We start from the raw sequence: 19,499 nt of genomic DNA on the forward strand, positions 1-19,499 counted from the left end.
GGACAGATCTGAATGTCTGGGGTGAATGAGAGGGAGCAGGATCTGTACCAGTCATACCTGGAAATAAAAAATAGCTTTAACCCAATGATTTGTATCAATTATTCGGATTGTGTTGAACGAGGTTTAAACGCCCTGTTGTCCGGTTTTCCGAATATGTTTGTTATTTGCGTTCGGCTCTCCGAAAAGGGCTACGGCTTCTGTTGAACAGGTCTTCTTGCCAGGCGGCAAATCATTGCTAAAGAAACCTGCGCGCAGGTCGATGCCTCTCTGAGGGATCTTTTTTTTTTCAGGAGTTCACATGTCGTTTTCGATAGGCTTTCCCAATGCAGGCGCAATCACCATCGGTGGCAAATCCACCGCAACGATCAAAGCCTTGAGCGAATCAACTTCCGAGGCTTCGACACTGGCGTTGGGTACCGAGGAGGAGGGTGGCGCCACCAAGGTCCGGACCGGCGGCGCGGTAATCGAAACGAAAACGGAAAGCGATAGCGAAAGCGGCAGCGACCAAAGCGTCGTGGTGAAGATGTTGCTCAAGCGTATGCAGGAGCTGCAGCAGCAACTGCGCGAACAACAGCAACAATTGGCGGCGGCTCAAGTGGCGAATTACCCGACACCGGAAGCCAAGACCGATGTCGTCATGTCGATTCAGGGGCAAATTGCCAACACCAGCGGGGCGCTGGCGGAAGTCACAGGCAATCTGGTCAAGGAACTGGCCAAGAGCTCCGGCTCGGGCGGTGTGATCAGCACCACGGCATAAGCGGTTTTGTTACCGCAAGCACAAACCGTGTTTTTCGGCCGTTGACAAATAGCGGCAGGGTTCGCATAGTTCGGTCTACGCAAACGTTTGCGCGGCACTGCCGATGGCTTGTTCCATCGGTTTACGCGGTGAAACTTATGCCAGCGCAAGCGTTGCTCAGAATAATCATAAGATCGGAGTGAACCCATGAAGCTGCCATTCGCTGGACGTCTTCTCGCTGTCGCTATGCTGGCTGCCGCATCCGCCGCGTTGCCTGTCTCCTCGGCCTTCGCCGACACTGAAAAACCCAAAGTCGCGCTGGTCATGAAATCTCTGGCCAACGAATTCTTCCTGACCATGGAAGACGGCGCCAAGGCCTACCAGAAAGATCACTCCGCCGATTTCGACCTGATCTCCAACGGCATCAAGGACGAAACGGACACTGCGGGCCAGACACGTATCGTCGAGCAAATGATTCTGGCCAAGGTCAATGCACTGGTGATCGCACCTGCTGACTCGAAGGCCATGGTCCCGGTGATCAAGAAAGCCATCGATGCCGGTATCACCGTGGTCAACATCGATAACCAGCTGGATCCAGCGGTCGTCAAAAGCAAAAACATCAATGTTCCGTTCGTAGGCCCCGACAACCGCAAGGGTGCGCGTCTGGTGGGTGAGTACCTGGCCAAGCAGCTGAAGGCCGGTGACGAAGTCGGCATCATCGAAGGTGTGTCCACCACCACCAACGCCCAGGCTCGCACTGCAGGTTTCAAGGATGCGATGGAAGCGGCGCAGATCAAGGTCGTGTCCCTGCAATCCGGTGATTGGGAAATCGATAAAGGCAACAAGGTCGCCGCGTCGATCCTCAGCGAATACCCGCAAGTCAAAGCCCTGCTGGCCGGCAACGACAGCATGGCTGTCGGCGCAGTGTCTGCCGTGCGTGCCGCGGGCAAGGCCGGCAAGGTGCAAGTGGTCGGCTACGACAACATCAACGCCATCAAGCCGATGCTCAAGGATGGCCGTGTCCTGGCCACCGCTGACCAGTTCGCTGCCAGGCAAGCCGTGTTCGGCATCGAGACGGCACTGAAGATCGTCAAGGGTGAGAAAGTCGACAGCGGCACCAACGGCGTAATCGAAACTCCGGTAGAGCTGGTTACCAAGTAGTCCTTCTGGCGACACAACGGTGCTCGCCCGTCCGGGCGAGCGCATGGAGAGTTTTTATGTCTGTTTGCGCTCCGAACGCTGTCCTCTCGGTCAGCGGTATCGGCAAGACCTACGCGCAGCCTGTCCTCACCGGTATCGACCTGACGCTGATACGCGGCGAAGTGTTGGCGCTGACCGGCGAGAACGGCGCCGGCAAAAGCACGCTGTCGAAGATCATTGGTGGATTGGTCACCCCGACCACCGGCCAGATGCAATTCCAGGGGCAGGATTACCGCCCCGGCAGCCGTACCCAGGCTGAAGACCTGGGTATCCGAATGGTCATGCAGGAACTCAATCTGTTGCCGACCCTGTCGGTGGCGGAAAACCTGTTTCTCGATAACCTGCCCAGCAACGGCGGCTGGATCAGTCGCAAGCAATTGCGCAAGGCTGCGATCGAAGCCATGGCACAGGTCGGGCTCGATGCGATCGACCCGGACACCCTCGTCGGCGAACTGGGCATCGGTCACCAGCAAATGGTCGAGATCGCCCGCAACCTGATCGGCGATTGCCATGTGCTGATCCTCGACGAACCGACCGCGATGCTGACGGCCCGTGAAGTCGAAATGCTGTTCGAGCAAATCACGCGCCTGCAAGCTCGTGGCGTGTCGATCATCTATATCTCCCATCGCCTCGAAGAGCTGGCGCGGGTGGCTCAGCGCATTGCGGTGTTGCGCGACGGCAATCTGGTTTGCGTCGAGCCGATGGCCAACTACAACAGTGAGCAATTGGTGACCTTGATGGTTGGCCGTGAGCTCGGTGAACACATCGACATGGGCCCGCGCAACATCGGCGCGCCGGCGTTGACGGTCAAGGGGCTGACCCGCTCCGACAAAGTACGCGACGTCTCCTTTGAAGTGCGCGCCGGGGAAATCTACGGGATCTCCGGCTTGATCGGGGCAGGGCGCACCGAGTTGCTACGCCTGATCTTCGGCGCCGACACCGCGGACAGCGGCACGGTTGCGCTGGGGGCGCCGGCACAGGTCGTGAGCATTCGTTCGCCGGCGGACGCGGTCGGTCACGGCATTGCCCTGATCACCGAAGACCGTAAGGGCGAGGGCTTGCTGCTGACGCAATCAATCAGCGCGAATATTGCCCTGGGTAACATGCCGGAGATTTCCAGCGGCGGTTTCGTCAGCAACGGTGACGAGATGTCGCTGGCCCAGCGTCAGATCGACGCCATGCGCATCCGCAGTTCCAGCCCGACGCAATTGGTCTCGGAGTTGTCCGGCGGCAATCAGCAGAAAGTCGTGATCGGCCGTTGGCTGGAACGCGATTGTTCGGTGTTGCTGTTCGACGAGCCGACTCGCGGCATCGACGTCGGCGCCAAATTCGACATCTATGCACTGCTCGGTGAGCTGACTCGTCAGGGCAAGGCGCTGGTGGTGGTGTCCAGCGACCTGCGCGAATTGATGCTGATCTGCGACCGCATCGGCGTGCTGTCGGCGGGGCGCCTGATCGAGACATTCGAGCGCGACAGCTGGACCCAGGATGACTTGCTTGCCGCTGCTTTTGCCGGCTATCAAAAACGTGATGCGCTGCTCAACGAAGCAGCGCCTAGGGATCTTCCATGAAAACTGCAACATCTGCCGGTAAACGTAGTGGCAATTTTTACGGCCTCGGCACCTATCTGGGCCTGGCCGGTGCCTTGCTGGCGATGGTCGCGCTGTTCTCGGTCCTGAGCAGCCATTTTCTGTCTTACGACACGTTCAGCACCCTGGCCAACCAGATTCCGGACTTGATGGTGCTGGCGGTCGGCATGACGTTCGTGTTGATCATCGGCGGCATCGACCTGTCGGTGGGCTCGGTGCTGGCACTCGCGGCGTCGACGGTCAGCGTGGCGATTCTCGGCTGGGGCTGGAGCGTGTTGCCGGCAGCATTGCTCGGTATGGCGGCCGCCGCATTGGCGGGGACGATCACCGGTTCGATCACCGTGGCGTGGCGGATTCCTTCGTTCATCGTCTCCCTCGGCGTGCTGGAAATGGCGCGCGGTGTGGCGTATCAGATGACCGGCTCGCGCACCGCCTATATCGGTGATGCCTTTGCCTGGCTGTCCAACCCGATCGCCTTCGGCATTTCGCCGTCGTTCATCATTGCCTTGCTCATCATCTTCATTGCCCAGGCCGTGTTGACTCGCACGGTGTTCGGTCGCTACCTGATAGGTATCGGCACCAACGAAGAAGCCGTGCGTCTGGCAGGGATCAATCCGAAACCCTACAAGATTCTGGTGTTCAGTCTGATGGGGCTACTGGCCGGTATCGCCGCGCTGTTCCAGATTTCCCGCCTGGAGGCGGCGGATCCGAATGCCGGCTCCGGCCTGGAACTGCAAGTGATCGCCGCGGTGGTGATTGGCGGCACCAGCCTGATGGGTGGGCGCGGTTCGGTCATCAGCACGTTTTTCGGGGTGTTGATCATCTCGGTACTGGCGGCCGGTCTGGCGCAGATCGGCGCAACCGAGCCGACCAAACGCATCATCACCGGCGCGGTCATCGTGGTGGCGGTGGTGCTTGATACCTATCGCAGTCAGCGCGCAAGCCGGCGGACCTGAGTCATGGCAACAATCAAGGATGTGGCAGCGCTCGCGGGGATTTCCTACACCACGGTTTCCCATGTGGTGAACAAGACCCGGCCCGTCAGCGAAGAAGTGCGGATCAAGGTCGAAGCGGCAATCAAAAGTCTCGACTACGTGCCCAGTGCCGTGGCCCGCTCATTAAAAGCCAAGACCACCGCGACTATCGGTCTGCTGGTGCCCAACAGCCTCAACCCATACTTCGCCGAACTGGCGCGCGGCATCGAGGATTACTGCGAGCGCAATGGCTATTGCGTGATCCTCTGCAATTCCGATGACAACCCGGACAAGCAGCGCAGCTACCTGCGCGTGTTGCTGGAAAAGCGCATTGACGGGCTGATCGTGGCGTCGGCCGGTGGGGACGCGGTGCTGGCAGAAGGTCTGGCGGGCGTGCGAACGCCGATGGTGATTGTCGACCGTGGGCTGGAAGGGGTTGATGCGGACCTGGTGCGCATCGATCACGAGTACGGCGCTTATCTGGCGACCCGTCATCTTCTGGAATTGGGGCATCGGGACATCGCCACCATTGGCGGGCCGGCCAGTACCAGCGTCGCGCAGATGCGTCTGGCAGGTTATTGCCGCGCCTTGAAAGAGGCGGGCGTCGAAGTGCCTCGCGATCGCATGCTGGAAAGTGACTTCACCAGTACCGGCGGTTACAGCGCGGCTGCGATCCTCCTGGACAACAATCCGCCCAGCGCTATCTTCGCCGGTAACGACATGATCGGCATCGGCGTGTTGCGCGCCGCCGCCGAGCGCAATATTCGTGTGCCGAGCGAACTGTCGGTGATTGGCTTCGACGATATCCAGATGAGCCGTTATGTCTACCCGGCGCTGACCACCGTGGGGCAGTCGATCCTGCAGCTCGGCGAGATGGCGGCCGAAGTGCTGTTGCGCAGGATCGCCACACCGGCCATGGCCACCGATCAACGGATCGTGACGCCCAGTATTGTCCTGCGCGAATCGACTGCGCCGCTGGCCGGTGTGTTTGCCCACTTCCGTTAAACAGAAAGCACCGTTGAAATTGCATTTATGAGTAGTGATGTATGCCAGCAAAAGTAGTGGTGATAGGCAGCCTGAACATGGACCTGGTGACCCGCGCGTCACGGTTGCCCCGTGGCGGTGAAACGCTGATTGGTGAGTCGTTTGCCACGGTATCCGGTGGCAAGGGGGCCAATCAGGCGGTTGCTGCGGCGCGACTGGGGGCGCAGGTGTCGATGGTCGGTTGCGTGGGCAGCGATGCCTATGGCGAGGAATTGCGCGGAGCGCTGTTGGCCGACCGTATCGATTGTCAGGCGGTCAGCACCGTCGATGGTGCCAGCGGTGTAGCGTTGATTGTGGTCGATGACAACAGCCAGAACGCGATCGTGATTGTCGCCGGTGCCAATGGTGCACTGACGCCAGCAGTGATTGACCGCTTCGATGCGGTGTTGCAGGCAGCGGATGTGATCATCTGTCAGCTCGAAGTGCCGGATGCCACGGTCGGTCATGCGCTCAAGCGCGGTCGTGAACTGGGGAAAACCGTGATTCTCAACCCGGCGCCCGCCAGCCGACCGTTGCCGGCAGACTGGTATGCGGCCATCGACTATCTGATTCCTAACGAGAGCGAAGCCTCGGCCCTTAGCGGTTTGCCGGTGGATTCACTGGAAACCGCCGAAGTCGCGGCGACCCGATTGATCGCCTTGGGGGCCGGCAAGGTGATCATCACCCTCGGTGCCCAAGGCTCTCTGTTTGCCAATGGAAACAGCTTCGAACACTTTCCTGCGCCGAAGGTAAAGGCGGTCGATACCACGGCGGCGGGCGATACCTTTGTCGGCGGTTTTGCTGCCGCACTGGCCGCCGGCAAAAACGAGGCGCAAGCGATCCGTTTTGGTCAGGTCGCTGCGGCGCTGTCAGTGACCCGTGCCGGCGCGCAACCCTCGATCCCCACTTTGTCCGACGTACAGGCCTTTAAAGCACCATGAAAAAAACACCGTTGCTCAACATCGCGCTGTCGCGACTGATCGCTTCCCTGGGGCATGGCGACATGGTCGTGATTGGCGATGCCGGCCTGCCGGTTCCGCCGGGTGTCGAGCTGATCGACCTGGCCTTGACCCACGGCGTTCCGGATTTCATCAGCACGTTGAAGGTTGTGCTCAGCGAAATGCAGGTCGAAAGCCACGTGTTGGCCCAGGAGATTCTGGACAAACAGCCGTCGGCGCTGGTGACGCTGGATGAGTTGAATGCCGAAGGTTCGCTGGGCCGGCGTGAGCTGCTCAGTCATGACCAATTCAAAGTCCTGAGCCGACAGGCGCGGGCGATTGTTCGTACAGGCGAATGTCAGCCGTACTGCAACGTCGTGCTGGTGGCCGGGGTCACGTTCTGATTCGTTTTCGTCTGTCTGCTTTTCCACGCACAAGGAGTGCGCTATGTACCGCTATGCTCAGAAACTGCACCATCTGCTCCGGAGTCTGCTGCTTTTGTCCCTGATTACCGCAACAAGCGCCCAGGCGGCGGAAAAGATCGACTTGATCATCGACACCGACCCGGGTGCCGACGACGTGGTCGCTTTGCTGTTTGCGCTGGCGTCACCAGAAGAACTGAACATCCGCGCGTTGACCACCGTCGCTGGTAACGTACGTCTGGACAAGACCTCGCGTAATGCGCGGCTGGCCCGCGAATGGGCGGGGCGCGAGGATGTGCCGGTTTATGCCGGTGCGCCGAAACCGCTGATGCGTACGCCGATTTATGCCGAGAACATTCATGGTAAGGAAGGCCTGTCGGGCGTCACCGTGCATGAGCCGAAGCAAGGTTTGGCAAAGGGTAATGCAGTTAATTACCTGATCGACACCTTGAAAACCGCCAAACCCCACAGCATCACCATCGCTATGCTCGGTCCACAGACCAACCTGGCGCTGGCGCTGATCCAGGAGCCCGAAATCGTTCAGGGCATCAAGGAAGTGGTGATCATGGGCGGTGCTCACTTCAACGGAGGCAACATCACCCCGGTGGCCGAGTTCAATCTGTTCGCCGACCCGCAGGCTGCTGAAGTGGTGCTGAAAAGTGGCGTCAAACTGACCTATCTGCCATTGGACGTGACCCACAAGATCCTCACCAGCGAAGCGCGCCTGAAGCAGATCGCCGCACTGAACAACAATGCCAGCAAGCTGGTGGGCGATATTCTCAACGAGTACGTCAAAGGCGACATGGAGCACTACGGTCTTCCGGGTGGCCCGGTACATGACGCGACGGTCATTGCCTACCTGCTCAAGCCGGAGCTGTTCACCGGCCGTTCGGTCAATGTGGTGGTTGATAGCCGCGAAGGCCCAACTTTCGGTCAAACCATCGTCGACTGGTATGACGGCCTGAAAGCGCCGAAAAATGCGTTCTGGGTTGAGAGTGGCGATGCCCAGGGTTTCTTCGACCTGCTGACCCAGCGTCTGGCTCGTCTGAAGTAAGTTGTACTCCCGCAGGTGCCAGCCTGCGGGGTTACTCCCTTTCGTTGTATTCAGCGCCCTTGTAGTCGGCCGGGTACTTCTCGAATACCTGCGCGATGAAGGTTTGCGCCGCTTCAGTCCCCAGCTCCTTGACCAATAGATCGATACCAATGATTGCCAGCTCTTCCGGACTGCCCGGGCTGTAAGAGCTGTGGCCTTGCGGCCACTTGGCTTTGATGTCGGCGTCGATGCTTACGGTGGTCATGATGGCGCTCGTGAATTCGGGAAAGTCTGGGGGTGAGTTAAGCATTTTGCAGAGTGTTTGGCACTCCGACTTAGGCATGAGGGAAAGGCTATGCGACACTTGGGTTTTGATGATTTTTCAAGGACCGTGCTGTGCAGATTGATTTGAACTCTCCTGACGGCTTGACCCTTGAGGCGGTGCGCCAGCTGCTGGCCTCTGCCAGTGATGATGAGCACACCCAATTGCGGGTGACCAAGGGCGGCATCGCTTACATTTCATCGGGTGTCGTGGGCGGCACGGACATCGGCGGGCTGCTGTTTCGTCTGGAGACGTGGGCCAAGGGCTCGGGGTATGTGGGATTGGTCGCGGCCAGTGACGAGGTGTGGGTCATGCAGATCTTCAATGCGCTGAAAGAGAACTGGCCATCACCACCATTCGATTACATCGATATTTATTGAGCGCAGGTCATATTCAGTCACGATTGCGGGGTGAATGACCGGGAGTGCTCAGGCAAACTCGCCGCTTGTCCGGGTCGAGGGCAGGGCGCTGGCGCTGCCTGTGAAACCAAACGCCAGATTGGCGGTCGCACGATCTCAGCTTAACTATTGAAAAAAGGAGGCTTCATGCCTTGGAAGCTCGCGTCATTGGGTACTTTGTTGGCCGCTAGTCTGCTGGCAGGTTGCAGCAGCACATCTACCGAATCGGCAACAGACCCTGTCACGACGACGGATACCGGCCACAGTCGATGCGAAGCAAAGGCTGCCGAATTCACCATTGGCAAAAAGGCTTCGCCCGCGCTGCTGGAACAGGCGCGTGTTCGCGCAGGTGCGCAGAATGCCCGTATCCTCAAGCCTGACGATATGGTGACGCTGGAGTACCGCTCCGACCGCTTGAACCTGAACACCGATGCCAACCTGGTGATCACGCGCATCAACTGCGGCTGATAGCGTCCGGCTTTTGCTTCACCCATAAAAAACCCCGTCACATGGACGGGGTTTTTTTAGTGCGCCAAGAAATTACTCTGGGCGAACTTGAGCAGCTTGCATACCCTTTTGGCCTTTCTCAGCCACGAAGGAAACAGTCTGGCCTTCTTTCAGGCTTTTGAAACCGTCGCTTTCGATAGCTTTGAAGTGTACGAACAGGTCGTCACCGCCACCTTGAGGAGTGATGAAGCCGAAGCCTTTTTCATCGTTGAACCATTTAACGGTGCCGGTTTGGCGATTAGACATGGTGTATCTCCAAGAAACATATATTTTCAGTAGTACTGTGCTGCTCAGGCCAACTGGGCACACCGGGGTATCATAGTCGAAATGTTCGCTTTGGGAGCCCCCCGGACGTGCTGTTTGCCCTACAGTCGCGCTTTCTTTGTTGCCTGATGTGGCTGAAAGCCCCGATTTAAAAGGCTTTCAGCCGAAAGTAAAGACGATAAAAAAACCTGTAAAACCTGCATAAATTGTCGAAAAAGGCGGTTTTCAGATGCCTTTTGCCGGCACCAAACCCTTTTTTGACGCCTTGTCGGGCTTATTTTTTCTGCGGATTATTGGCCTTGCACTTGGAAATCTGGGTCAGGGCCTGTTGTTTCAGGGCGTCACTGGCCTGGTTGTCCATCAACGACTGAATGTCGCTGGCCGGGTATGACTTGATTGCATCGGCACCACAAGCGCAGTGGGCTTTTGCAGCCGCAGCGCCGATCTGAGGGGTGGCCGCTTGAGTGCACTGAGCCATGTATTTCTCGCGCTCGCCCTTCGGCCAATCGGCATGGGCGGCCAACGGCAGCAACAGGACGATGGGGGCGACTACTGCGAACAAACGATTCAGACGCATGCTGGGATGCTCCTTGTGGGTCAATGTCTTGTTATCTGAGGGGTAAAGCGGGGTTCAAGTTCAGCACTCTGGCATAAAAAGGACTGATTTGCCCCAGCAGAAAACCTCGGCACCGCGACGACCGTTCATCTGTGCTAGCATGCCTGGCTCGGGTATTTGCAAGCTCCGCAGACCTTCAGTCACGGTGGCGGCAGATGTTCGAATAACCCTGATTTGAATCCCAGTCACTCTGGTTCGGTTTTCCGGTTGGCCGCAAGGCTCCTGCCGCTGTAAGGCAGGCGTTCGTCATTGAATGGCCTGGACCGGATCTTGTACTGGCTCATCCCAACCCACGTGACCTTTGGTAGGGGTCACCACTAGGAGAGGAGGCGCCATGCCAACTATTACTCTTCCCGACGGCAGTCAACGTTCATTCGATCACCCGGTTTCCGTAGCCGAGGTCGCCGCATCCATTGGTGCAGGTCTGGCCAAGGCCACCGTGGCCGGCAAGGTCGATGGCAAGCTGGTCGACGCCAGCGACATCATCAGCGCCGACGCTACGCTGCAAATCATTACGCCAAAGGATGAAGAGGGGCTGGAGATCATTCGCCACTCTTGCGCCCACCTGGTTGGCCATGCGGTCAAGCAGCTGTATCCGACCGCCAAAATGGTCATCGGCCCGGTCATCGACGAAGGCTTCTATTACGACATCGCCTTCGAGCGTCCTTTCACTCCGGACGACCTGGCCGCCATCGAACAGCGCATGCAACAGCTGATCGAAAAAGATTACGACGTGATCAAGAAAGTCACTCCGCGCGCCGAAGTGATCGAAGTGTTCAAGGCCCGTGGCGAAGACTACAAGCTGCGCCTGGTCGAGGACATGCCGAACGAACAGGCCATGGGCCTGTACTATCACGAAGAATACGTCGACATGTGCCGCGGTCCGCACGTGCCGAACACCCGCTTCCTGAAATCCTTCAAGCTGACCAAGTTGTCCGGCGCCTACTGGCGTGGCGATGCCAAGAACGAGCAATTGCAGCGCGTTTACGGCACCGCATGGGCGGACAAGAAGCAGCTGGCGGCTTACATCCAGCGCATCGAAGAAGCTGAAAAGCGCGATCACCGCAAGATCGGCAAGCGCCTGGGCCTGTTCCACACCCAGGAAGAGTCGCCGGGTATGGTGTTCTGGCACCCGAACGGCTGGACGCTGTATCAGGTACTCGAGCAGTACATGCGCAAAGTTCAGCGCGACAACGGCTACCTGGAGATCAAGACTCCACAAGTCGTTGACCGCAGCCTGTGGGAGAAATCCGGGCACTGGGCCAACTACGCCGACAACATGTTCACCACTCAGTCGGAAAACCGCGACTACGCCATCAAGCCAATGAACTGCCCTTGCCACGTGCAAGTGTTCAACCAGGGCCTGAAAAGCTACCGCGAGTTGCCGATGCGCCTGGCCGAGTTCGGTGCCTGCCACCGTAACGAGCCATCGGGTGCACTGCACGGCATCATGCGTGTGCGTGCGTTCACTCAGGACGACGCCCACATCTTCTGCACCGAAGAGCAGATGCAGGCCGAATCCGCTGCGTTCATCAAGCTGACCATGGACGTCTACGCCGACTTCGGCTTCAAAGATGTCGAGATGAAGCTGTCCACTCGTCCGGAAAAACGCGTCGGTTCCGACGAGCTGTGGGACCGCGCCGAAGCCGCATTGGCTGCAGCCCTTGATAGCGCTGGCCTGCCGTACGATCTGCAGCCGGGCGAGGGTGCGTTCTACGGTCCGAAGATCGAGTTCTCGCTGAAAGATTGCCTTGGTCGCGTCTGGCAGTGTGGTACCCTGCAGCTCGATTTTAACCTGCCTGTCCGTCTGGGAGCCGAATACGTCTCCGAAGACAACAGTCGCAAGCATCCGGTGATGTTGCACCGGGCGATCCTTGGATCCTTCGAACGTTTCGTCGGAATCCTGATCGAGCACTACGAGGGTGCATTCCCTGCGTGGCTGGCTCCGACCCAGGCAGTGATCATGAACATCACTGACAAACAGGCCGATTTTGCCGCCGAGGTTGAAAAAACTCTCAACGAAAGCGGATTTCGTGCCAAGTCTGACTTGAGAAATGAAAAGATCGGCTTTAAAATCCGCGAGCATACTTTGCTCAAGGTTCCCTATCTCTTGGTTATCGGAGATCGGGAAGTCGAGATGCAGACTGTCGCTGTGCGTACTCGTGAAGGTGCTGACCTGGGCTCGATGCCCGTCGCCCAGTTCGCTGAGTTTCTCGCGCAAGCGGTTTCCCGGCGTGGTCGCCCAGATTCGGAGTAATTATTATTAAGCGTGAAATGAGACAAGATAAACGAGCTGCACCGAAAGCCCCGATCAACGAGAATATCTCGGCACGCGAGGTTCGGTTAATTGGGGCTGAAGGTGAACAGCTTGGGATTGTGTCAATTGAAGACGCGCTTCTTAAGGCTGAAGAGGCCAAGCTGGATTTGGTGGAGATTTCCGCCGATGCAGTACCCCCTGTTTGCAAACTGATGGACTACGGCAAATCGATCTTCGAGAAGAAGAAGCAGATTGCCGCGGCCAAGAAAAACCAGAAGCAGATTCAGGTTAAAGAAATCAAGTTTCGTCCAGGGACGGAGGAAGGGGATTACCAGGTAAAACTGCGCAACCTGGTACGTTTCCTGAGTGATGGGGACAGGGCCAAGGTATCCTTGCGATTCCGCGGCCGTGAGATGGCCCACCAGGAGCTGGGGATGGAACTCCTCAAGCGAGTTGAAGGTGACTTGCTCGAGTACGGTTCGGTCGAACAGCATCCTAAGATGGAAGGACGCCAGCTGATCATGGTCATCGCCCCGAAAAAGAAGAAGTAATCAACAGGGCACGGCAGGCCTTCTGATTATGTTTATCAACTGAATGCGGAGTATCCGAACATGCCAAAAATGAAAACGAAAAGTGGTGCTGCTAAGCGGTTTCTGAAAACTGCTAACGGTATCAAGCACAAGCACGCTTTCAAGAGCCACATCCTGACTAAAATGTCGACCAAGCGTAAGCGTCAACTGCGCGGTAGCAGCTTGCTGCATCCGTCTGACGTGGCAAAAGTCGAGCGCATGCTGCGCCTTCGTTAATTTTAGTCAAGAATAGAGGAAGTAACTCATGGCTCGTGTAAAGCGTGGCGTCATTGCCCGTAAACGTCACAAAAAAATTCTGAAACTTGCTAAAGGCTACTACGGCGCTCGCTCGCGCGTATTCCGTGTTGCCAAGCAAGCGGTAATCAAGGCAGGCCAATACGCCTACCGTGACCGTCGTCAGAAAAAACGTCAGTTCCGCGCTCTGTGGATCGCTCGTATCAACGCTGGTGCACGTATCAACGGTCTGTCCTACAGCCGTTTCATCGCCGGCCTGAAAAAAGCGTCCATCGAGATCGACCGTAAGGTTCTGGCTGATCTGGCAGTGAACGAAAAAGCGGCGTTTGCTGCGATTGTCGAGAAAGCTAAAGCCACCTTGGCTTAAGTACCCCCGACAGTCACCCGGCCTCACCTCTGTGAGGCCAGGTGTTAAACGTCATAAATAGGGGAAGAGCCTTCAAGCTCTTCCCCTATTTTGTATCTGGAGTCTGTACATGGAAAACCTGGATGCGCTCGTCTCTCAAGCACTAGAGGCTGTGCAAAGCGCTGAAGATATCAATGCCCTGGAGCAAATCCGGGTTCACTACCTTGGCAAAAAGGGCGAATTGACTCAGGTGATGAAGACCCTGGGGAATTTGCCGGCAGAAGAGCGTCCGCAAGTCGGCGCCCTGATCAACGTTGCCAAGGAGCGTGTCACAGAGGTTCTCAATGCCCGCAAGGCACTGTTTGAAGAGGCCGACCTGGCCGCCAAACTGTCTGCCGAGTCCATTGACGTGACCCTGCCTGGCCGTGGCCAGACCTCGGGTGGTCTGCATCCGGTTACTCGCACTCTGGAACGTATCGAACAATTCTTCACCCACATCGGCTACGGCATCGCCGAAGGCCCTGAGGTCGAAGACGATTACCACAACTTCGAAGCGCTCAACATCCCAGGCCATCACCCGGCCCGGTCGATGCATGACACCTTCTATTTCAATGCCAACATGTTGTTGCGCACCCATACCTCGCCGGTACAGGTCCGCACCATGGAATCGAAACAGCCACCGATCCGCATCGTCTGCCCAGGCCGTGTGTATCGTAGCGACTCCGATATCACCCACTCGCCGATGTTCCACCAGGTCGAAGGCCTGCTGGTCGATCGCGATATCAACTTCGCCGACCTGAAAGGGACCATCGAAGAATTCCTGCGCGTGTTCTTCGAAAAAGAACTGGCCGTGCGTTTCCGTCCTTCGTACTTCCCGTTCACCGAGCCATCCGCTGAAGTCGACATGGAATGCGTGATGTGCAGCGGCAAAGGCTGCCGTGTCTGCAAACAGACTGGCTGGCTGGAAGTGATGGGCTGCGGCATGGTTCACCCGAACGTGCTGCGCATGTCCGGGATCGACCCGGAAGAGTTTTCGGGCTTTGCCTTCGGCATGGGCGTTGAGCGTCTGGCCATGCTGCGTTACGGCGTGAACGACTTGCGTCTGTTCTTCGACAACGACTTGCGGTTCCTCGCGCAATTTCGCTAGTCGTAACGAATTCTTAGGAGAGCAGGATGAAATTCAGTGAACAATGGCTGCGTGGCTGGGTTAGCCCGCAGGTAAGTCGCGACGAGCTGGTTGCCCGTCTGTCGATGGCCGGTCTTGAGGTCGATAGCGTTACGCCGGCCGCCGGTGAATTCAGCGGTGTGGTGGTGGGCGAGGTGCTGAGCACCGAACAGCACCCGGATGCTGACAAGTTGCGTGTTTGCCAGGTCAGCAATGGGTCGGAGACTTTTCAGGTCGTGTGCGGTGCGCCAAACGTGCGTCCGGGCCTGAAGATCCCGTTTGCCATGATTGGTGCCGAACTGCCGGGCGACTTCAAAATCAAGAAAGCCAAGCTGCGTGGCGTTGAGTCCAACGGCATGCTGTGCTCGCAAGCCGAACTGCAAGTGGGCGAAGGCAACGATGGCCTGATGGAGTTGCCGGTCGATGCTCCGGTCGGTCAGGACATTCGTGAATACCTGAACCTGGACGACGCCAGCATCGAGGTCGACCTGACCCCGAACCGCGGCGACTGCCTGTCCCTGGCCGGTCTGGCCCGTGAAGTCGGCGCGCTGTACGCCGCTGAAGTCACCCGCCCGGTCGTGGCGACCGTTCCAGCCGTGCACGATGAAGTGCGTTCGGTTGAAGTGCTGGCACCAGCCGCTTGCCCGCGTTACCTGGGTCGAGTGATCCGCAATGTCGACCTGTCCAAGCCTACGCCGCTGTGGATGGTCGAGCGTTTGCGTCGCGCCGATGTGCGCAGCATTGATGCGGCCGTCGACATCACTAACTACGTGATGCTGGAACTGGGTCAGCCGCTGCACGCGTTCGATCTCGCCGAAATCAATGGCGGCATCCGCGTACGTATGGCCGAAGAAGGCGAGAAGCTGGTGCTGCTCGACGGTCAGGAAGTCAGCCTGCGTAGCGATACGCTGGTGATCGCCGACCACACCCGCGCCCTGGCAATCGCCGGCGTAATGGGCGGCGAGCACAGCGGCGTCAACACCGCGACCACTCGTGACATTTTCCTTGAAAGTGCGTTCTTCGATCAGATCGCCGTGGCTGGCAAGGCTCGTTCCTACGGCCTGCACACCGACGCCTCGCACCGCTACGAGCGTGGCGTGGACTGGCAACTGGCCCGTGAAGCCATGGAGCGCGCCACTGGCCTGCTGCTGGACATCACTGGTGGCGAAGCCGGTCCGATCATCGAGACCGTCAGCGAACAGCACCTGCCTTCGATTGCGCCGGTTACTCTGCGTGCGCAACGCATCACTCAGATGCTGGGTATGGAAATGGATTCGACCGAAGTCGAGCGACTGCTCAGCGGCCTGGGTCTGAAGATTTCTGCCGATGGGGCAGGGCAGTGGCGCGTTGAAGTGCCGAGCCATCGCTTCGACATCAGCCTCGAAGTCGATCTGATCGAAGAGCTGGCCCGTCTGTACGGTTACAACCGTCTGCCGGTTCGCTATCCGCAAGCCCGTCTGGCGCCGCAAGCCAAGGCTGAAGCGCGTAGCGATCTGCCTGAACTGCGTCGCCTGCTGGTGGCTCGCGGTTATCAGGAAGCGATCACCTACAGCTTCATCGATCCGAAACAATTCGAGTTGTTTAATCCGGGTGTTGAGCCGCTGTTGCTGGCTAACCCGATTTCCAACGACATGGCGGCCATGCGCTCGTCCCTGTGGCCTGGTCTGGTCAAGGCGCTTCAGCACAACCTGAACCGTCAACAGGATCGCGTGCGTCTGTTCGAAAGCGGTCTGCGTTTTGTCGGTCAGCTGGAAGGCTTGAAGCAAGAGCCGATGTTGGCGGGTGTCGTTTGCGGTACTCGTCTTCCGGAAGGCTGGGCGCAAGGCCGCGACGTCGTGGATTTCTTCGACGTGAAAGCTGACGTGGAAGCGGTTCTGGGCTTCGCCGGTGCACTGGATTCGTTCACGTTCGTGCCAGGCAAACACCCAGCGTTGCACCCGGGTCAAACCGCACGCATCGAGCGCGAAGGTCGTTTGGTAGGTTTCGTTGGCGCAATCCACCCTGAATTGTCGAAAACCCTCGGTCTCGACCGTCCGGTCTTCGTTTTCGAGCTGGTTCTGGCCGAAGTGGCGTTGGGTAAAATGCCTAAATTCCAGGAGTTGTCGCGCTTTCCTGAAGTGCGTCGTGACCTTGCGCTGATCGCCGAAAAAGACGTCGCAGCCAGTGCTGTACTGGACGTAATCCGTGAAAATGCAGGGGAATGGCTGACGGACCTCAGGCTATTTGACGTGTATCAGGGTAAAGGCATTGATCCTGATAGAAAAAGCCTTGCAGTCGGCTTGACCTGGCAGCATCCATCGCGCACTCTTAATGACGATGAGGTGAATACCACGACGCAAAACATCCTCACCTCGCTCGAACAAAGGTTGAACGCCACGTTAAGGAAGTGACGTATGGGGGCTCTGACGAAAGCTGAAATGGCGGAACGTCTGTATGAAGAGCTGGGCCTGAATAAACGGGAGGCCAAGGAATTGGTCGAACTGTTTTTTGAAGAAATCAGGCACGCTCTTGAAGACAACGAACAAGTCAAATTGTCCGGTTTCGGCAATTTCGACCTTCGGGACAAACGCCAGCGGCCTGGCCGCAATCCGAAAACGGGTGAAGAAATCCCGATCACGGCTCGCCGTGTGGTCACCTTTCGTCCAGGGCAGAAGTTGAAGGCCCGAGTTGAGGCTTATGCTGGAACCAAGTCATAACGACGAGCTACCCGTCATCCCAGGCAAACGCTACTTCACCATTGGTGAAGTCAGCGAGCTGTGTGCGGTAAAACCGCACGTGCTGCGCTATTGGGAGCAGGAGTTTCCTCAACTCAACCCCGTCAAACGGCGCGGAAACCGCCGGTATTATCAGCGACAAGACGTGCTGATGATCCGGCAGATCCGCGCGCTTCTTTACGATCAAGGGTTCACCATCGGCGGCGCACGCTTGCGTTTGTCCGGCGATGAAGCCAAAGACGACACCACTCAATACAAACAGATGATTCGGCAGATGATCGCCGAATTGGAAGATGTGCTGGTGGTCCTCAAGAAATAAATTCATGCGTTTGAATACTTCCAGTTTTCAAAAGCTTGCGATATATTCTTGAGCGTTCTTCGAGATGAAGGACGAGTTTCACGCCTAGTCGGGGCGTAGCGCAGTCCGGTAGCGCACTAGCATGGGGTGCTAGGGGTCGAGTGTTCGAATCACTCCGTCCCGACCATATTTATCAGTAACTTAGCCGAACTCTAGCCAGTTCGGCTTTTTTACGCGTAGGGACTTTTGCAGGGCTCATCCCGCTTTCCTCCTCAAGATGGTCAGTGCCGGTCCTCGCGAATCGGTGGCTGACACTTTGTTTGCCGCGTCGATCACTTGTCCAGTTCATGCCGGTCGACGGCGACGCCTTGTTTTCCAATGGGAAATTCAAGGATGTGCGGGCGTACTTCTGCGTCAAATACCGCACGACACATGCGCAGGTACGCCGGCGCCTGCTTAGCCCGGATGAAACGGGGGAGAAGTGATAGATCCGCAGCCATCACTCTCACTCTCACTCTCACCTCTCCCGATTGACGTGGCTGGCGGCCTCTGCGTCCAGTTTCAATTTGAAATGGCTATTACGAGTGGTGGTTCAATGGTGATAAATTTCGCGTCGTTAGCAAGATGGATGGACGAGAAGGGCGCTCCTAGTCCTGGGATCGGACGACTGCACAACTTTACTTGGCTACAGAGCAGCACTTGTTCCGGTGGACGGTGTATTCGCGCTAACCATTGAGAGACCGAGCAATGCCCGGCAGAAGGGTTACTGGATGCTGAAGAAAAAGCCGGAAAGTAAAGCAGCGGCGACCGCTGCAGAGATTGAAAGATCAATCCAAGCCCTGAGTAAAATGGCTGAACGCCTCTGGGGTGAGGGCCGAGAAGCTGAGGCGAAAGCCCTTCTCGATGCTTTGGATGCGTTAAACCGGGCGCTTGATCGGATCAGGATTGGAGAGAGTCGCAGGATTCTCCATTGAGGGTACAAATCAGCTGGCGGCCCAGTTGAGAGCTGGTGATCCGGCAAAAAAGGCAGATATCTGATGTGGCTACTTGAACTTTTATCCCTTCTCGGCGACCTCGGCAATATTCCGCATTACGAAAAACCTCGCAGGGTCTTCACTCGGGGATTTGTCGCATTCTGCGTGCTGGTGGCTGTTTTTGAGCTGATAGTGCTGAACCAGTTCTATGGCACGCGTGGCTGAATTCTTCTGGTGCTGGGAAAAAAGGGGGGCTGAAGAACCGCAAGACCACGCGCTCGGACGCAGCCGGGGCGGCCTGACGACCAAGATTCACATGCTGCGCGATGCCAATGGCGTGCCTTTGCACTTCCTGCTTTCAGGCGGGCAGGCCAGCGATATCGCCTATGCTCAACCGGCGCTGAATGAGACTTACGTCCCAAGCCTGCCCGGCCGTCCCCGCAAACGCTGCCGTTGGTTGTTGGCCTACAAGGGCTATGGCGCCGAGGCTCTACGTTGTTACTGCGACCGCTACCGGATGCAACCGGTAATCCCGCTGCGCAGCATGAAGCGCAAGCCCAGCCGGGTTTGCCGAGACTGTTTGACCGCCCCAAGTACCGGCAGCGCAACATCATCGAGCATATGTTTGGCTGGTTGAAGGAGAACCACCGCATCGTTACGCGTTTCGACAAGCTCGCGAGAAGTTATGCGACGATGGTCTCACTGGCTTGTGCCACGCGGTGTTTGCGACATTGCTTTTCGTACAGAGCCTAGGGGGCGAGCGTTCGAATCACTCCGTCCCGACCATATAATTCAAAGGGGTCGCGAGATTTTATCTCGCGGCCCCTTTTTATTTGTTGTCGTTTTCACCCTCAAAAAACGGATGGCTCTGGGGGGGGGGGGGGGGGCCCAACCTCACA

23 protein-coding genes, 1 tRNA gene and 2 pseudogenes are annotated in these 19,499 nt (G+C 57.6%); 22 read left to right on the forward strand and 4 right to left on the reverse strand.

The annotated features are described in order from the left end of the window. Positions 1-298: 298 nt before the first annotated feature. The 8 genes from KGA82_RS21205 (at position 299) to KGA82_RS21240 (ending at position 7,936) form a co-directional block, all read left to right on the forward strand. Complete coding sequence (locus KGA82_RS21205; RefSeq protein WP_008037574.1) at positions 299-757, forward strand: hypothetical protein; 459 nt, start codon at positions 299-301, stop codon at positions 755-757. A 186-nt stretch (positions 758-943) separates the two neighbouring features. After that, the gene (locus tag KGA82_RS21210; RefSeq protein ID WP_008028234.1) at positions 944-1,897 is read left to right on the forward strand and encodes a sugar ABC transporter substrate-binding protein; all 954 of its coding nucleotides are present in this window, start codon (positions 944-946) and stop codon (positions 1,895-1,897) included. Positions 1,898-1,953: 56 nt separating this feature from the next. After that, positions 1,954-3,507 carry a sugar ABC transporter ATP-binding protein gene (locus tag KGA82_RS21215; RefSeq protein ID WP_223452315.1) on the forward strand — a complete coding sequence of 518 codons (1,554 nt, stop codon included), beginning with the start codon at positions 1,954-1,956 and terminating at the stop codon, positions 3,505-3,507. Then, the gene (locus KGA82_RS21220; protein WP_008028232.1) at positions 3,504-4,481 is read left to right on the forward strand and encodes an ABC transporter permease; all 978 of its coding nucleotides are present in this window, start codon (positions 3,504-3,506) and stop codon (positions 4,479-4,481) included. Before KGA82_RS21215 ends, KGA82_RS21220 begins: the two co-directional genes overlap by 4 nt. A 3-nt stretch (positions 4,482-4,484) precedes the next feature. Further along, positions 4,485-5,504 carry a LacI family DNA-binding transcriptional regulator gene (locus KGA82_RS21225; RefSeq protein WP_223452317.1) on the forward strand — a complete coding sequence of 340 codons (1,020 nt, stop codon included), beginning with the start codon at positions 4,485-4,487 and terminating at the stop codon, positions 5,502-5,504. A 41-nt stretch (positions 5,505-5,545) separates the two neighbouring features. Further along, complete coding sequence (gene rbsK / locus KGA82_RS21230) at positions 5,546-6,463, forward strand: ribokinase (protein ID WP_223452326.1); 918 nt, start codon at positions 5,546-5,548, stop codon at positions 6,461-6,463. Continuing rightward, positions 6,460-6,864 carry a D-ribose pyranase gene (gene rbsD, locus KGA82_RS21235; RefSeq protein ID WP_192226384.1) on the forward strand — a complete coding sequence of 135 codons (405 nt, stop codon included), beginning with the start codon at positions 6,460-6,462 and terminating at the stop codon, positions 6,862-6,864. The genes rbsK and rbsD overlap by 4 nt, the downstream gene beginning before the upstream one ends. 43 nt (positions 6,865-6,907) lie before the next feature. Next, positions 6,908-7,936, forward strand: a complete 1,029-nt coding sequence (locus KGA82_RS21240; protein ID WP_008037564.1) for a nucleoside hydrolase — start codon at positions 6,908-6,910, stop codon at positions 7,934-7,936. A gap of 31 nt (positions 7,937-7,967) precedes the next feature. Here the strand turns inward: KGA82_RS21240 and KGA82_RS21245 are convergent, their stop codons facing one another. Beyond that, positions 7,968-8,180, reverse strand: a complete 213-nt coding sequence (locus KGA82_RS21245; protein ID WP_008023978.1) for a hypothetical protein — start codon at positions 8,178-8,180, stop codon at positions 7,968-7,970. Positions 8,181-8,311: 131 nt separating this feature from the next. Here KGA82_RS21245 and KGA82_RS21250 point away from each other — a divergent pair, with 131 nt between their 5' ends. Further along, positions 8,312-8,617, forward strand: a complete 306-nt coding sequence (locus KGA82_RS21250; protein ID WP_008023976.1) for a hypothetical protein — start codon at positions 8,312-8,314, stop codon at positions 8,615-8,617. Between the two features lie 165 nt (positions 8,618-8,782). After that, positions 8,783-9,103 carry an I78 family peptidase inhibitor gene (locus tag KGA82_RS21255; RefSeq protein WP_008037562.1) on the forward strand — a complete coding sequence of 107 codons (321 nt, stop codon included), beginning with the start codon at positions 8,783-8,785 and terminating at the stop codon, positions 9,101-9,103. Positions 9,104-9,175: 72 nt separating this feature from the next. Here the strand turns inward: KGA82_RS21255 and KGA82_RS21260 are convergent, their stop codons facing one another. Beyond that, positions 9,176-9,388, reverse strand: coding sequence for a cold-shock protein (locus KGA82_RS21260; protein ID WP_003179963.1), 213 nt, complete (start codon positions 9,386-9,388; stop codon positions 9,176-9,178). 292 nt (positions 9,389-9,680) lie between these two features. Further along, positions 9,681-9,983, reverse strand: a complete 303-nt coding sequence (locus KGA82_RS21265) for a hypothetical protein (RefSeq protein WP_192226388.1) — start codon at positions 9,981-9,983, stop codon at positions 9,681-9,683. Positions 9,984-10,356: 373 nt separating this feature from the next. Between KGA82_RS21265 and thrS the strand changes: the two genes are divergently transcribed. From thrS to KGA82_RS21310, 9 genes are all read left to right on the forward strand, one after another. Continuing rightward, a complete protein-coding gene (gene thrS / locus KGA82_RS21270; protein WP_008023971.1) occupies positions 10,357-12,279 on the forward strand; it encodes a threonine--tRNA ligase in 1,923 nt (640 codons plus the stop codon). After that, positions 12,279-12,830 (forward strand): translation initiation factor IF-3, encoded by a 552-nt coding sequence (gene infC / locus KGA82_RS21275; RefSeq protein WP_172435341.1) that lies wholly within the window; start codon positions 12,279-12,281, stop codon positions 12,828-12,830. The genes thrS and infC overlap by 1 nt, the downstream gene beginning before the upstream one ends. 60 nt (positions 12,831-12,890) lie before the next feature. Beyond that, positions 12,891-13,085, forward strand: a complete 195-nt coding sequence (gene rpmI, locus KGA82_RS21280) for a 50S ribosomal protein L35 (RefSeq protein ID WP_002553160.1) — start codon at positions 12,891-12,893, stop codon at positions 13,083-13,085. A gap of 28 nt (positions 13,086-13,113) precedes the next feature. Further along, complete coding sequence (gene rplT, locus KGA82_RS21285) at positions 13,114-13,470, forward strand: 50S ribosomal protein L20 (protein WP_007905879.1); 357 nt, start codon at positions 13,114-13,116, stop codon at positions 13,468-13,470. 109 nt (positions 13,471-13,579) lie between these two features. Continuing rightward, entirely contained in the window at positions 13,580-14,596 is a 1,017-nt protein-coding gene (gene pheS, locus KGA82_RS21290) for a phenylalanine--tRNA ligase subunit alpha (RefSeq protein WP_007905876.1), read from the forward strand. Positions 14,597-14,622: 26 nt separating this feature from the next. Beyond that, on the forward strand, positions 14,623-17,004 hold the full coding sequence (pheT, locus tag KGA82_RS21295; RefSeq protein WP_223434831.1) for a phenylalanine--tRNA ligase subunit beta: 2,382 nt from the start codon (positions 14,623-14,625) through the stop codon (positions 17,002-17,004). 3 nt (positions 17,005-17,007) lie between these two features. Beyond that, positions 17,008-17,310 carry an integration host factor subunit alpha gene (ihfA, locus tag KGA82_RS21300; RefSeq protein ID WP_002553164.1) on the forward strand — a complete coding sequence of 101 codons (303 nt, stop codon included), beginning with the start codon at positions 17,008-17,010 and terminating at the stop codon, positions 17,308-17,310. Then, positions 17,291-17,647 carry a MerR family transcriptional regulator gene (locus KGA82_RS21305; RefSeq protein ID WP_003179985.1) on the forward strand — a complete coding sequence of 119 codons (357 nt, stop codon included), beginning with the start codon at positions 17,291-17,293 and terminating at the stop codon, positions 17,645-17,647. Before ihfA ends, KGA82_RS21305 begins: the two co-directional genes overlap by 20 nt. 89 nt (positions 17,648-17,736) lie before the next feature. Further along, positions 17,737-17,813: transfer RNA gene (locus tag KGA82_RS21310), tRNA-Pro, on the forward strand. A 68-nt stretch (positions 17,814-17,881) separates the two neighbouring features. On the opposite strand, the pseudogene KGA82_RS21315 reads toward KGA82_RS21310, so the two are convergent. Next, a pseudogene (locus KGA82_RS21315) lies at positions 17,882-17,968 on the reverse strand (integrase); the annotation flags it as partial. Between the two features lie 428 nt (positions 17,969-18,396). Between KGA82_RS21315 and KGA82_RS21320 the strand changes: the two are divergent. The 3 genes and pseudogenes from KGA82_RS21320 to KGA82_RS21330 all read left to right on the forward strand — a co-directional run. Further along, positions 18,397-18,600: a hypothetical protein gene (locus KGA82_RS21320; protein WP_223452328.1), complete on the forward strand. Its 204-nt coding sequence runs from the start codon at positions 18,397-18,399 to the stop codon at positions 18,598-18,600. A gap of 63 nt (positions 18,601-18,663) precedes the next feature. Next, positions 18,664-18,825 carry a hypothetical protein gene (locus KGA82_RS21325; RefSeq protein WP_223452330.1) on the forward strand — a complete coding sequence of 54 codons (162 nt, stop codon included), beginning with the start codon at positions 18,664-18,666 and terminating at the stop codon, positions 18,823-18,825. A gap of 2 nt (positions 18,826-18,827) precedes the next feature. Continuing rightward, positions 18,828-19,353: pseudogene (locus tag KGA82_RS21330) on the forward strand (IS5 family transposase); the annotation flags it as partial. Positions 19,354-19,499 lie beyond the last annotated feature (146 nt).

This window comes from Pseudomonas sp. BF-RE-22 (assembly GCF_019956155.1).
Taxonomy (GTDB): Bacteria; Pseudomonadota; Gammaproteobacteria; order Pseudomonadales; family Pseudomonadaceae; genus Aquipseudomonas; species Aquipseudomonas migulae.